General features: G+C 21.7%; 10 protein-coding genes. 4 read left to right on the top strand and 6 right to left on the bottom strand.

What is annotated here, in order from left to right; translation table 4 throughout:
- Nucleotides 1–29 precede the first annotated feature (29 nt).
- Both SFLOR_RS02930 and SFLOR_RS02925 read right to left on the bottom strand, forming a co-directional pair.
- Nucleotides 30–884, bottom strand: a complete 855-nt coding sequence (locus SFLOR_RS02930) for a DDE-type integrase/transposase/recombinase (protein ID WP_100916333.1) — start codon at nt 882–884, stop codon at nt 30–32.
- Nucleotides 851–1180 (bottom strand): hypothetical protein, encoded by a 330-nt coding sequence (locus tag SFLOR_RS02925; protein WP_100916301.1) that lies wholly within the window; start codon nt 1178–1180, stop codon nt 851–853. Before SFLOR_RS02925 ends, SFLOR_RS02930 begins: the two co-directional genes overlap by 34 nt.
- Before the next feature lie 190 nt (nt 1181–1370).
- Between SFLOR_RS02925 and SFLOR_RS02920 the strand changes: the two genes are divergently transcribed.
- Both SFLOR_RS02920 and SFLOR_RS02915 read left to right on the top strand, forming a co-directional pair.
- The gene (locus SFLOR_RS02920) at nt 1371–3248 is read left to right on the top strand and encodes a lipoprotein (RefSeq protein WP_100916602.1); all 1878 of its coding nucleotides are present in this window, start codon (nt 1371–1373) and stop codon (nt 3246–3248) included.
- 230 nt (nt 3249–3478) lie between these two features.
- Complete coding sequence (locus SFLOR_RS02915) at nt 3479–5359, top strand: lipoprotein (RefSeq protein ID WP_100916601.1); 1881 nt, start codon at nt 3479–3481, stop codon at nt 5357–5359.
- A gap of 211 nt (nt 5360–5570) precedes the next feature.
- On the opposite strand, the gene SFLOR_RS02910 is transcribed toward SFLOR_RS02915, so the two are convergent.
- The 3 genes from SFLOR_RS02910 to SFLOR_RS02900 all read right to left on the bottom strand — a co-directional run bounded on the left by SFLOR_RS02910 (nt 5571) and on the right by SFLOR_RS02900 (nt 10506).
- Complete coding sequence (locus SFLOR_RS02910; protein ID WP_100916600.1) at nt 5571–7685, bottom strand: hypothetical protein; 2115 nt, start codon at nt 7683–7685, stop codon at nt 5571–5573.
- Nucleotides 7648–10065 carry a hypothetical protein gene (locus SFLOR_RS02905; RefSeq protein ID WP_100916599.1) on the bottom strand — a complete coding sequence of 806 codons (2418 nt, stop codon included), beginning with the start codon at nt 10063–10065 and terminating at the stop codon, nt 7648–7650. The genes SFLOR_RS02910 and SFLOR_RS02905 overlap by 38 nt, the downstream gene beginning before the upstream one ends.
- A 210-nt stretch (nt 10066–10275) precedes the next feature.
- Nucleotides 10276–10506: a hypothetical protein gene (locus SFLOR_RS02900; RefSeq protein WP_100916598.1), complete on the bottom strand. Its 231-nt coding sequence runs from the start codon at nt 10504–10506 to the stop codon at nt 10276–10278.
- A 140-nt stretch (nt 10507–10646) separates the two neighbouring features.
- Here SFLOR_RS02900 and SFLOR_RS02895 point away from each other — a divergent pair, with 140 nt between their 5' ends.
- Together SFLOR_RS02895 and SFLOR_RS02890 are read left to right on the top strand one after the other, a co-directional pair.
- The gene (locus SFLOR_RS02895; RefSeq protein WP_100916597.1) at nt 10647–11216 is read left to right on the top strand and encodes a hypothetical protein; all 570 of its coding nucleotides are present in this window, start codon (nt 10647–10649) and stop codon (nt 11214–11216) included.
- 30 nt (nt 11217–11246) lie between these two features.
- Entirely contained in the window at nt 11247–11816 is a 570-nt protein-coding gene (locus SFLOR_RS02890; RefSeq protein WP_100916596.1) for a hypothetical protein, read from the top strand.
- Between the two features lie 251 nt (nt 11817–12067).
- Here the strand turns inward: SFLOR_RS02890 and SFLOR_RS02885 are convergent, their stop codons facing one another.
- Nucleotides 12068–13876, bottom strand: a complete 1809-nt coding sequence (locus SFLOR_RS02885; protein WP_100916595.1) for a lipoprotein — start codon at nt 13874–13876, stop codon at nt 12068–12070.
- Nucleotides 13877–13925: the final 49 nt, after the last annotated feature.

The following is a 13925-nucleotide window of genomic DNA, read 5'->3' as shown; positions in this document are numbered from 1 at the left end:
CCCAAATTGGGAACGTTTTTTTTTTTTTTTTATCATTTTTTATTCATTCTAATTCTATCATTATTATAAAAGTCCAATCATGCTCATGCTATTTCCATACATTGATTAATGTTTTCAATATGACATGTTCTTATAGTTTCATCTTTTAAACGACCATGAAAACTTTCATGTTTACCATTATGATGAGGTGTTCCTGGTTTTGAATAGCTTCTAATAATTTGTAAATCATTACATAAACTTATGTAATCCAGAGAGGTATATTGATTTCCATTATCTGAATGTAATAATATTGAACCTAAATATTTTTTATTTTTATATGCCATTTCTACAGCTTCAAGAACAAAATCTGTTTTTTGATTATCAATTCTTTTAGATTTTCCTATTATTTCTCCAGTTAAATTATCTTGAACTGTGCAAATATAACCTTTTTTTGTTTTAACTGAAAATTCAGTTATATCACTAGTTCAAATATTTTCAAAACCAATTTCTTTTGCTTCTTTTAAATAATTCTTTCTAATAGTTTCGTTATATCTTTTAATCTCATGTTTAGATTGTTTCTTAATGTAATATGCAATATGATTAAATTTTTTAAATATACGTTCTAATTTTTTATGATTAATTCTGAAAGGGTCAATATAATTTAATTTAAAATATAGGGCTCATCTTTTAGCACTATAAGCACTAAGGAAATTATTCCTTTCAATTTCTGAAATAACTAAATTCATAATTCTTGTATCATCCAGGAAATTCATTAAAGTTTTATTTTTTTTATATGTTGATGTTCTATTAATATTTAAAATTTTACAAATCATTGTTCTATTGCTCTTGGTATTTATCAATAATTGTTGAACTATTTCTTTTTGGTTTTGGCCTTGGAGGCTCATTGCTTTTTTAAAATATCATTCTCCTTAATTAATTCCTTATTGTAATCAAATAGAATTCCTACAAACAGATCATTTGCCTTTTGAGATATACTGTAATCTATTTTATAAGGTAAACGAGTTTTTGAATCACCAATATCTGTATTTTTGTATTTGTTTATTATTGTTCCAATTGATCCTGTAGTTGAGTTAAATTTTAATGCTATTTCCTTTAGAGAATAACCATTCAAACTTAATTCAATAATTTTTTCTTTTTCTTCTTGAGTTCACTTTCTAAACTTTTGTCCTTTTTTTGCCATATACTTTATCCTTTTCTATTATTGTATAAAAATTGTTGCCTAAATGGGGGGAACATTCATTTAAAAGTCAATTTTTTTGTTTTTCGCAAAATTTGACTTTTTTTTTTTTTTTTTATAATCACTATGAGTTTTTCAACTTAAATTGTTCACTTATTTGCTCTTTTAAAAATTACTTAAAAAGGAGAAAAATATGAAAAAATTACTAAGTTTATTAGGTACAGTGACTTTAATTGCCACATCAACTTCAACAGTTATAGCATGTGGTAAAAAAACAGAAACAAAAGATTCTTCAAAAGATAAAGAACCAGGAAATGATAATTTAGCTCAAGTTATACAAGATTTTCAAAATGATGTTACAAAAATCTATGATAATCACATTAACACAGAGGTTTTTAGTCAACTAATTGGTTTAGCAGAAACAGAAAAAAATCATTTATTTATTAAAAAAGATAATATTAAAACTTATTCTAAAAAAGAAAATGAAATAAAAGCAGAAAATAAAAAACAAATTGAAAATGATATTAATGTAATTTTAAAGACTAAATTATTAGAAGAAAAGTTAAATGAATTAAAAAAAGTTAATAAATATAAAATTATTCTTGATGAAGTTGACTCTATTTTTAAAGGAGTTGAAGTTATTTACAATGATAACTTCAAAATAGATTCAGGAGCACTTTCACAAGGAGTTTTTATTGGAAAATTTATAGTAGAGTTTAAAATTAATATAAACTACAAAGGTAAAAATGACATTGAAAAATTTGAAATAAAAGACACTTTAAAATACACTTCAACAGATAGTGAAGCTTTTAAATTAGCTGGAGAACAAATGCAAGAAAAAATTGCAAAAGAGTTTTTCCTATCTGAAGAAACAAAAAACTTCTCTAATTTTAAATGAAATGAAATAAAAAATGATAAGCAAGATTGAGAAGCATTCGGAGATTATAGTGAAAATATAAAAAAATATGTAAACTCAAATAACACTTATTCTCAGAATTTAATAAGTTTTATTAAAAAAAATTACTTTAAGAATTTTGAAAATCTAAATATGAATTTTAGTAAACAATCAATTTATAAAGAAGGAACTTTTGAAAACAATTTCTTAACAGCTTTTGAAAATAAAAACATGAAAAGCTTCAATAATTTCTCAAACTCAAAAGAAAAATCTCAAAAAATGTTTGAACTAATTTTTAGAAAAGATACTAATAGTCAAGAAAGTAAACAAATATTAAATGATATTTATTTAACTTCTTCTAATAAACAAGAATGATCAAAAGAATGAAATCAACTTAAAGATAATTATTTTAAAGAAATGAAATTCAGTGAAAATGAAATAAACAATATTAAAAAATTTGATTCATATAAAAGTTCAATTGCTAACTTTAAATTAAAAATAACAGGACTTTCAATTAAATTAGGTGATGATCAAAATAGCTATATTCATGAGTTGCCAGATTTCAATCTTATAAGTTCTTATTCTTATAACTCTCAAACAGAAATTAATTGAGATATGTTAAAAGAATTAATATTAAAAAATATAGTAAAAAATATTCAAGACTTTTATGGAATAGATACAGACTTTAAATATCCTGATTTTCAATCAAAAGATAATTATTTATTTAATTTAAAAAATAAAGAACTTATTGATATTTTGAAAAATTCAGGAGCTGCTAAAAATGAAATACATAGTATAGCAATTTTAAACATGATATTGAGTGGAAACTCAAAAGGAACATATTATTATAACACTACAAATTCTTTAAAAAGTTTACTAGAGAAACTAAATTTCACTTCATTTATAAGTAAAAATAATAGAAATAAAAAGTACTTTTTTAATTTAAATAATTTAGAAAATATTAAAGACGATGACTCTACAGGAACTAGTACAAAAGTTTTTCAAGATAATAAAGATATTATTGTTTTGAATAAAACTGGACTTACTTTTAAAAATAACAATTTATTAAAATCTCTATCTTTTGAAATGGGATATTTGAAATTTGCTATAAACATTGAAGACTTATTGATAAATAAAAATGGCGATACAAAAGAAATTATTAAATTTGTCGAATAACAAATATAAATTTTTAAAAATATTAAAATATTCTATTAAATTTAGAATATTTTTTTTTGATTAAAATCTAACTATAGTATTTTCTATTCCCTTTCATCTTTTAAATCTTATTCTTAAATTTTTTTCGCAAAATTTGACTTTTTTTTTTTTTTTATAATCACTATGAGTTTTTCAACTTAAATTGTTCACTTATTTGCTCTTTTAAAGATTACTTAAAAAAGGAGAAAAATATGAAAAAATTATTAAGTTTATTAGGTACAGTAACTTTAATTGCCACATCAACTTCAACAGTTATAGCATGTGGTAAAAAAACAGAAGTAAAAGATCAAGAAAAAGATAAAGAGCCAGAAAATGATAATTTAGCTCAAATTATACAAGATTTTCAAAATGATGTTACAAAAATTTATGATAATCACATTAACACAGAGGTTTTTAGTCAACTAATTGGTTTATCAGAAACAGAAAAAAATCATTTATTTATTAAAAAAGAAAATATTAAAACTTATTCTAAAAAAGAAACTGAAATAAAACCAGAAAACAAAAAAGAAATTGAAAATGATATTAATGTAATTTTAAAAGCTAAACTATTAGAAGAAAAGTTAAATGAATTAAAAAAAGTTAACAAGTATAAAATTATTCTTGATGAAGTTGACTCTATTTTTAAAGGAGTTGAAGTTATTTACAATGACAACTTTAAAATTGATTCAGGAGAACTTTCACAAGGAGTTTTTATTGGAAAATTTATAGTAGAATTTAAAATTAATATAAACTATAAAGGTAAAAATGACATTGAAAAATATGAAATAAAAGATACTTTAAAATATACTTCAACAGATAGTGAAGCATTTAAATTAGCTGGAGAACAAATGCAAGAAAAAATTACAAAAGAGTTTTTCCTATCTGAAGAAACAAGAAACTTCTCTAATTTTAAATGAGATGAAATAAAAAATGATAAACAAGATTGAGAAGCATTTGGAGATTATAGTGAAAATATAAAAAAATATGTAAACTCAAATAATACTTATTCTCAGAATTTAATAAGTTTTATTAAAAAAAATTACTTTAAAAATTTTCAAAATCTAAATATGAATTTTATGAAGCAATCAATTTATAAAGAAGGAACTTTTGAGAACAATTTCTTAACAGCTTTTGAAAATAAAAGAGTAGAAAATTTTAATAACTTTTCAACTTTAAAAGAACAATCTAAAAAAATGTTTGAACTATTATTTAGAAAAGATACTAATAGTCAAGAAAGTAAACAAATCTTAAATGATGTTTATTTAACTTCTTCTAATAAGCAAGAATGAATAAAAGAATGAGATTTACTTAAAGATAATTATTTTAAAGAAATGAAATTTAATGACAATGAAATAAACAGTATTAAAAAAATTGATTCATATAAAAGCTCAATTGCTAACTTTAAATTAAAAATAACAGGACTTTCAATTAAATTAGGTGATGATCAAAACAGCTATACTCATGAATTACCTGATTTTAATATTTTAAGTTCTTATTCTTATAATTCTAAAAAAGATATTAATTGAGAGTTACTAAATGAACTAATTTTAAAAAACATAGTAAAAAATATGCAAGAATTTTATGGAATAGATACAAGTTTTAAATATCCTGACTTTGATTCAAATGATAATTATTTATTTAATATTAAAAATAAAGAGCTTATAGATATTTTCAAAAATGATAATACTTCAAATAGTGGTAAATATAGTATTGCAATTTTAAATATGATTTTAAGTGGAAATTCAAATGGATCATGATATCTTTCAAGAACAAAATCTCTAAATGAATTGAGAGATAAACTAAACTTTTCTCAATTTATTAATAAGGAGTATATTTTAAGAAGAGAATACTTTATCAATTTAAATAGTTTAGGTACAATTTTTGATTCAAAAACTACAGGTACATCTTGAGGTGTTTTTGAAAAAAATAGTGACATTATTAATTTTAATAAAAATTCAATATCTTTAAAAAATAATAATTTACTTAAATACATTACTGTTGCATTAGGATATTTAAAATTTACAATAAATATTGAAGACTTATTAATAAATAAAAATGGAGATACAAAAGAAATTATTAAATTTGTAGAATAGTAATTTTATATTAAAGCAAAGAAATAATAAATATTGAAAAAACCCCTTTTAAAGTTTAAAGGGGGTTTTTATTTTATTAATAATTAAGTTTTAATATTTTTTACTTGCTTATATTTATGGAGTTTAGTTTTTCTTTAAGTAAGTAAATATAACTATATAAACTTATAAAAAAATTAAAAAAAGAATATTTAAAATATTCTTTTTTTAAAAACTAATGTAAGATTTTTTTAATTGATTCTATTTCCAATAATATCTTTTGAATTGCTGAATCAATATCATTATTGTAAAAAATAACACTATACTCTTTTTGTGTAAAGGAATCTGTATATGTATACACATATTTTTCAAGAGACATTTTATTTACATCTCCACTTATTCTAGCATTTGAAAGAGCTGCTTTTAATGCCATTTCTTGAGATGAATAATAAATATAATTATTTGATTTTGGAGCTTTTACTTTATATACTAAGTATCTTCCATCGCTTATAATAGAGTCATAAGATTTTTTTACATCTCAATTTCAATTTTCAATTTCTTTTTTATGAACCATTTTTGATTCTAAAAGAATATTATTTTGCAATTCTCTTATTGCCTCTTGTTCAGAATTACCACTTTCAATTGCGTTTTCAAACACATCATAGGCAATATATCTTTTTTTAAGACTTAAATTTGCATTTGCAAATTGTTTTTCTCTTGCCTCTTCGTAAGTGTTTGCCAATAATTTACCATCTGGACTAGATAAATCTGCATTTGATCCATATGAGTATTTTAAAACAGCATTAAATTTTCCTTGTAAAGCTATAAAAGAATCTAATTGCTCTTTTGTTGCATAGAAATCTGGTCTTAATTGATACATAATTTCTTCATTAACAGTTACAGGATTATTTAATAAATCATTTTTTACTCTCTGTCAATCATAGTAACTTTTAATTAATGAGTAAGCTGTTCCTTTTGCATAATTTACATCATATAATAAATCTTTATAAACAGATTGATCAGAATTTTTAATAAAATTTTCTTGTAAAATATCTTCATATCTTACTAATTTATTTTCATTTCCAGGAAAACTTGTTATATTTTTTTGAAAATATTCATCAAATCATGAATCATACATAATTGATTTGTCTTCTCTTGTTGATTCTTGAATAGAATATCTTTTTGAAAACTCTCCAACTGAATCTACTAACTGTTGTTTGCTTTTATCATAATAAGTATTTATTTTTGATACAGTTTTATTTGTATATGTATAATGATCAAAGCTTGGTTTATTTTTACCAAAACCCGCACTTCATTTCGGAAGTAATTTGACTGTAGCTGTTACTTTATTTGAGTTTTCAATTAAATCAAAGTCTCTATATCAATAATATCTTCCAATACCTGCACCTCCACTTTCCACACCTTCACTTCATTTTACAATATTTTTGAAATCATCAATCATATCTTTTGTTGAAGAGTATTTATTTGCAAAAGTTATTTGTGGTCTTGATCCAGAATAATAAATTTCTTGACTTCTTCCAGGATATGCAATTCTTAGTTCGTTTTTATCTTTTATTTCAAAAGAAAGTTTATTTTGATAATCCATATCTGATATTTCATAAAAATATGAATCAAAGAAATTCTCTTTTAATTCTCTTTTCATTTTTTTATACAATATATCTTTATTTCCATATTCTATTATTGGTTGAAGTAATTGATTGCCCTCTAAACTTTTAGTTTTGTTTACAAAGTAGCCTTCTTCAAACGTATTTAACAAATTATTAATATCTTTTAAATTAAAAGCATTATAGTACTTGTTATTATGAATATAATAAAGCGATTTATTAATTTTCATTTTATCTTTTTGATTTATTTTAGCTTCTTCTGGTGAATCAAATCATTCTTCTTCATCATAGCTGTATTTTTGTCTTACAAGACCTCCATGTGTATAAATGTCTAATGCTTTTTGACTTGTTTGAGCAATGTTTCCAAAAGCATCTCTATATACTGGTAAGAATTTGTCCATATCAATATCATATATTTTTGTTTCATCTAAAGTCATATGTTCATAATCTTTAATTATTTTGCTTGGATTTGATGAAGTAAATTCACTTTGAACAATTGAATTAGAGAGAATATATTCATTTAATGATTCTTGACTTGTAAAAATTTTTCCATCATATTCACTGTAAACTTGCTTTCCTAAATAAAATTTATTTTCTTCAATATCTTTTCTTAAAAACTCAATAAAGTTTTCTTCTTCATTTATATTATTTGAATTTATAAAAGGAACAATAGATGCACTTGAAAAACTAGATATAGCTGAAGCTATTAAAATATGTTTTAACATTAGAAATTTCCCCTCCACTATCTGTAAAATCTTTTTGTGAAACAACTTCGATTTGACTGTTAACTCATTGAATAAATTGTTGATTATTTATAAACTCTACACCTTTATAGTCATAAGTCTTTTCTTCTCTATTATATGAATAAACTTCATAATTTACTTTTTTATCAAGATAATTCATTGCCTCTAAGTGACTTCTAAAATATTTTATTTGACCATAGTAACTCATTTCATAAATATCAAAATCATAGCCATTATTTTCTTTTAAAAGATCATATGATTTAGTTTGAATTAAATCTGTATTTATAATTGTTTTTGATTCAATATATTGATTAGCTTTAATATAATCTTTAATTTCTTGTTCTGTATCTTTTACAATTTTATTATTATAAATTTTATAACTATAAACTTTTTGATAATTATCTAAATAATCAACTTTATTTTTTAATTGCTGAATTGCTATATCTTTATTATCATATGCTCCTCCAAAGCCATCAAGATAATATTCCTTTCCTGTATTTTCATAATATTGTTTAAATAATCTTTGAATATACTCTTCGCTTTGTTTAGAAACTTCTTTTTCATATTCATAAGCACTAATACAACTATCTTTTCTATTTTTTTGTTCTTCATCAGTACTACAAATTTTGTTTATATTTAAAATATGATTATTATCTTTGCTTAACACTGAAGTAAATAACTCTTTTGTTTTTAAAAAGTTTTCTGGTTTTTTATAAATTTCATATTTTAAATCATCAATTGCAATTTTCTTATCTTTATAATATTTTCCATTAAATTCATATAATTCATTTAATTCTTTACCATCTTGTTTTGGTGAAAAATAACTTAAAGGACTTTGATTTAAAACATGAATGTTTTGATCTTGAACTCTTTGAGCAAAAGAAATATCTAATAATGGTATTTTAAAAGTTGGTTCAAAATAATATAGTGATTGATTACTATCTAATTTTGCTTCATAGGTTTTTAGTGAAATAAAACTCAACATTTGTCCTAAGTTTCATACTGCAGATATCATTTCTGGAATTGCTAATAATAAAGCTGCAGGACCAATATAATTAGTTGTAAAATCTAAATTTAATCCTAATTCTTTTATTAATAAATCACTATTATCAATAAGAGTTTCAGTTACTAATTGATTATTTTTTTCTACATTTGTTGTAAACTCTTTCTCATTTTTATTTGTAGTTGTTTTCATTTTTCCAATATTGTCTGTTACTTTTCCAATATTGTCTGTTACTTTTCCAATATTGTCTGCTATAGAGCCAATTATTTCCATGACTTTATCCATTCTTCTTAAAATATTTTCTGCAATATCTCAAAGTATTTTTTTAGTTCCCCCATCATTAAAGAAAGCATTTGTATTTAAAAACAAACTGTAAATATCATCAAATGAGATACTTGAATCTAATAAAATATTTGCTCCATTTTTATCATTGTTAATATCTAACATATTGTTCATAAACTCTTTTTGAGAGTTTAAAATTTCTACAACTATTTGTTTTAAAGTTAATTCTAATTCATCTGTTTTAATATCCAAATCATAAATTTTTGTAATATCTAAAAATCTCTTAAAAGAAATTAATAATCTATAAAAATCATTTAATTCAGAGTCTTTTATATCATCAAGTCCATATGATAAATCCTGTTGTAAATTTTTAGATAAGGATTTATAAAATTTATCTTCAAAATTTTTTAATAATTTAATATCTAAATTTAATTTATTAAATGTAGTTTCTAAAAATTTTATCATTTCATAATTGCTTTGAACAGGTTCTTTAACTAAAGAATCTAATACTAAACTAGTAATTCCAGCAAAAGCTCAACCTGCAATTGGTAAAGCAAAAGCATTTACATCATATGATTTAATTGGTTGAAATTTAGCAACAGAGTTAACTGCTTCATTACTTTCAAAATATTTTGGACCTACAAAATATCCTGAACTACTTTTTGTATTTTGAGTTACTCAATAAGATGATCTATCAGCATTTAAAACAGGTTTAATATTTTTATCTATAATTTGATCATCTAAATCATTCATTGCTAATAAAAACTCTGAATAGTTTAAATTTGAAAAATCTTTTCCCTGATATTCAAAACCTTTTACAGTATTATCTCTTAGTCAAGAAGTAATTTGCTCTTTTGTTTGACACATTGCTCCTTGTTCATAACAAATAGTTTTTATTGCATTATCTTCTAATTGTTTTAATTTAACATTTAAATAATATTCTCTGGCACTATAAGTGTTATCAAATACTTGACCATCAACTTTATAATTTAAAGAATAGTTATTTTGAAAAGTTTCTTTGGCATCTTTTTCTGATAAAAAAGCTGATCCATTTAATCCTTTGTAAACTTTTTGCATTTTTTCATTGCTATTAGTTTTTACAAGCGATGATAACTCACCAGATGTATTTATTAGATAATCATTGGGATTGCGCTTAGTTGTAATATTTTTTATTTTAAATTTATTTTCAATATATATATCTAATTCGTTTTTAGTATTAAAAACTTTATCATCAAAAATATATTTATTGCTTTCAAATGAATAATTATTATTAATTGATCTACTATATTAATACTGATATACTTCATCTTTAGATTCAAAATATTTATTATCAAATTTATAATAAATATTTTCTTTTGAGTTACTCTTTAAAAATAAAGGTAATGAGATTGATAAAAACAATGAAATAATAAGACCCACTATTGAAAATAATACTAAAGGTTTTTTTATTTTTATTGAACTTTTTTTTCCTATTAGTTTATCAACAAATTTGGATAAGGTATTTTTATTATTTTTCATTATTACACCTCCTACTCATAAATTAACAAAAAAAAAAAAAAAAAGTCTAGATATATTTCCAAAAATAATATATTTTTTTGGAAATATTTTAATATCATTTATTTTAATATAAAATATAATTGTTCAAGGAGAAATTAAATATGAAAAAACTTTTATACATTATTTCAGGACTATCAGTTACAGTCTTTCCAACAAGCAACCTAATTAGTTGCAAAACAAAGCCAAAAATTGATCAAGACTACAATATTCCAGAACTTAATGAACAACCAAAATCAATAGAAGAAATTGAAAAACTAGCATGTGAAGCATACGATAAAAACCAAGAATACTTAAATATCAAAAATGAAAAGTGAAATAAATATAAGCAAAGTATTTTAAATTGAAATGAATTAGGCGATGAAGAAAAAAATAAACATAGAGAAATTTTTTTTACTAGTTCATTAGAATATCAAAAACAATTAATTTTTCAATTTTGATGAGGTAGCACATATCAATATAAAATTTATCAATTTAATCCAGAATACAAAAAAGAATTAATGACTCTTAGCGGATACAAATTAGATTTAAAAGCTGAAAACAAAGAATTATATTCTTATTCTCTTAAACTTTTTTTGAATAATGAATATCTAACTAATAATACAAAAGAACACATACAAAAAATATATAACTGAGGAATACAAGACAATCCAAATGCAAGAAATAAAAAATAAATTTATTAATTGTTTAAGGAGAAATTAAATATGAAAAAACTTTTATACATTATTTCAGGACTATTAGTTACAGTCTTTCCAACAAGCAACCTAATTAGTTGCAAAACAGAGCCAAAAATTGATCCAGATTACTATATTCCAGAACTTAATGAACAACCAAAATCAATAGAAGAAATTGAAAAACTAGCATGTGAAGCATACGATAAAAACCAAGAATATCTAAATATAAAATTAGAAAACTGATTAAAATACAGAGACAATATTAAAAATTGAGATAATTTAAAAGAAGATGAAAAAGATGAACATAAAATAAATTTTTTTAGTAATTCAATAGAAACTCAAAAAAGTGAGATTTTTCAATTTTGATGATTTGGAACATATCAATATAAAATTTATCAATTTAATCCAAAATATAAAAAAGAATTAATAACCCCATTAGGATATAAATTAAATTTAGAAGCTAATAATAAAGAAAGATATGCTAACAATTTAAACGGTTCTTTGAATTATAGATATTCAACTGTTCATACAAAACAACACATACAAAAAATATATAACTGAGGAATACAAGATAATCCAAATGCAAACAATAAAAAATAGAGATATTTTTTATGACACAAAAAATAGAGATATTTTTTATGACACAATAACTATATAAATAAAAAAAACTAATCACTTGAAAATTTTTATATCCAAAGTTATTGAAATTATAATACTCAAGTCTGATCAATATACTTAATATTTTTTTATTTCTCTATTTTTTAATAATATTTTTCTAGAACAATGAAAAAAATATTATTAGTCTTAATAAAAAAGTCAAATAGATTGACTTTTTACAAGTTATAAAATTTTTAAAAAATTCATCAGTTATTACTCATATATATGCTACTATTAAATTTTATTTCAAATTTTATTATTCCAAATAAATTAAAGGTCATGTATCTAAAATCATTTAAATAATAACCACTACTCGATGAGCTATTTAATTTAAAATATCCACCTTTATTTTGATTTATAAATGAAGCATTTTGATTTCTAGTATAATAGAACATATTTTTTAAGGAAAAAAATATATTATTATTTATTAAAGAATTTATTTCAAGATTATTATTACTTAATGTTGAAAATAGTTTCTTATAATAATTACTAGAGAAACTAGATAAATAAGAATTCATTTCAGCTTCATTTAAATCGCTTTTTGTAGAAACATTATTTCAAATTTCTTGATTTTTAAATGTTAAATCTAAAATATAATTGTCATTACTTTGTAAATCATCTACATTAGGTTTATAAATATCTTTATAAATATTAAATAACTTCATTGAAAAAGTTGCAAGACTTTCATAATTTCCATCAGTTATTCCATTTATTGAATAAGAAGTTACTAGTTTAAAATCAGGTAATTGATGAATGTAAGTTGATTCACCTTTTCCAATTTTTATGCTTGGTCCAATAAAATCAATATAACCTATTGCTACTGCAAACTTATAATTTAAAGTTTCTTGGTATTTAGATATTTCATCTTTGCTTAAAAAAGTATTTAAAAAATTATTTTGTATAGTTTTATAATTATTTCGAACCTTATTTCATTTAAATGAACTGAATTGATCATTTAGAAAAAATTTGTTTAATTCATTTTTATCGCAAAGAAGTATTTTATTTACTTTTTCTTTTTCGTTTTGATTTTCTAAATTAAAAGTTGAAATATCATTTTTTTCATCATTTGAATATAAATTATTTATAATTAAATATTTACTATTTTGTGTTGCAAAATTATCTGTTTTGTAAATACTTTTTTTATTATAGCTTATATTAATTGATGGGAATTGTTGTTTAAAGTATTTATTATTAATAGTGCTTAATAATGCATCATGAAATTCATTATTTTCATTATAATATTCTTTTAAAATATTATTTGAAGATAAATAAGCATCAGAGTCATCACTATTTTCTTTAATATCAATTCATTTTAAATTTACATATTTCTCAGTTTCTGAAGAGATAAACATATCCTTTGCAATATTTTTATACATTTTATCTCCAACTTTTTTAAATGAATCATTGTCTGTTGAAGTATACTTCAGTGTTTCAGATAGTTTAAATTTCTCAGTATCATTAAGTCCTTTATAGTGAGTTACAATTTTATAATCTATTATTATATTTCCTATATAACTATTTTCAACAATTTCTCCTGAGTTAATTTGAAAGTTATCATTAAAAACTAACTCCACGCTTTCAAAAACATTAGATATCTCACTAAGAATAATTTTGTATTTATTAATTTTTTTAAGATCATTTAATTTTTCTTCTAATAATTTTATCTTAAATAGTTTCTCAATATCATTTGCCAATTGCTTTTTGTTTTCTATTGTTAATTTATTTTTGTTCTCTGGTTTTGAAAATTTTAAAATATTTTCTTTATTTACAAACTCATTATTTTTTTCTATAATTTCAACACCAATTAAATTTTCAGTGACTTCTTTTTCATAGTGCTCTGTTCAAATTTTTGTTACGTCTTGTTCAAAGTCTTTAACTATCTGAGTAATATTTTTTTTGGACTCTTCAAGTTTTTTTTCTGGTTTTGTACCACAAGCAACTACACTAACAGCTGATGTTGATACAAGTCCAATTGTTGCCAATACACTTAATAATTTTTTCATTTTCCTCCTTTTTTAAAGAGCTGTTAAAATACAAATAAACAATTCAAAT

The sequence above is a fragment of the Spiroplasma floricola 23-6 genome, from assembly GCF_002813555.1.
In the GTDB taxonomy this organism is placed as follows: Bacteria; Bacillota_I; Bacilli_A; order Mycoplasmatales; family Mycoplasmataceae; genus Spiroplasma_A; species Spiroplasma_A floricola.
This window is presented reverse-complemented; position numbering and strand designations above follow the sequence as displayed.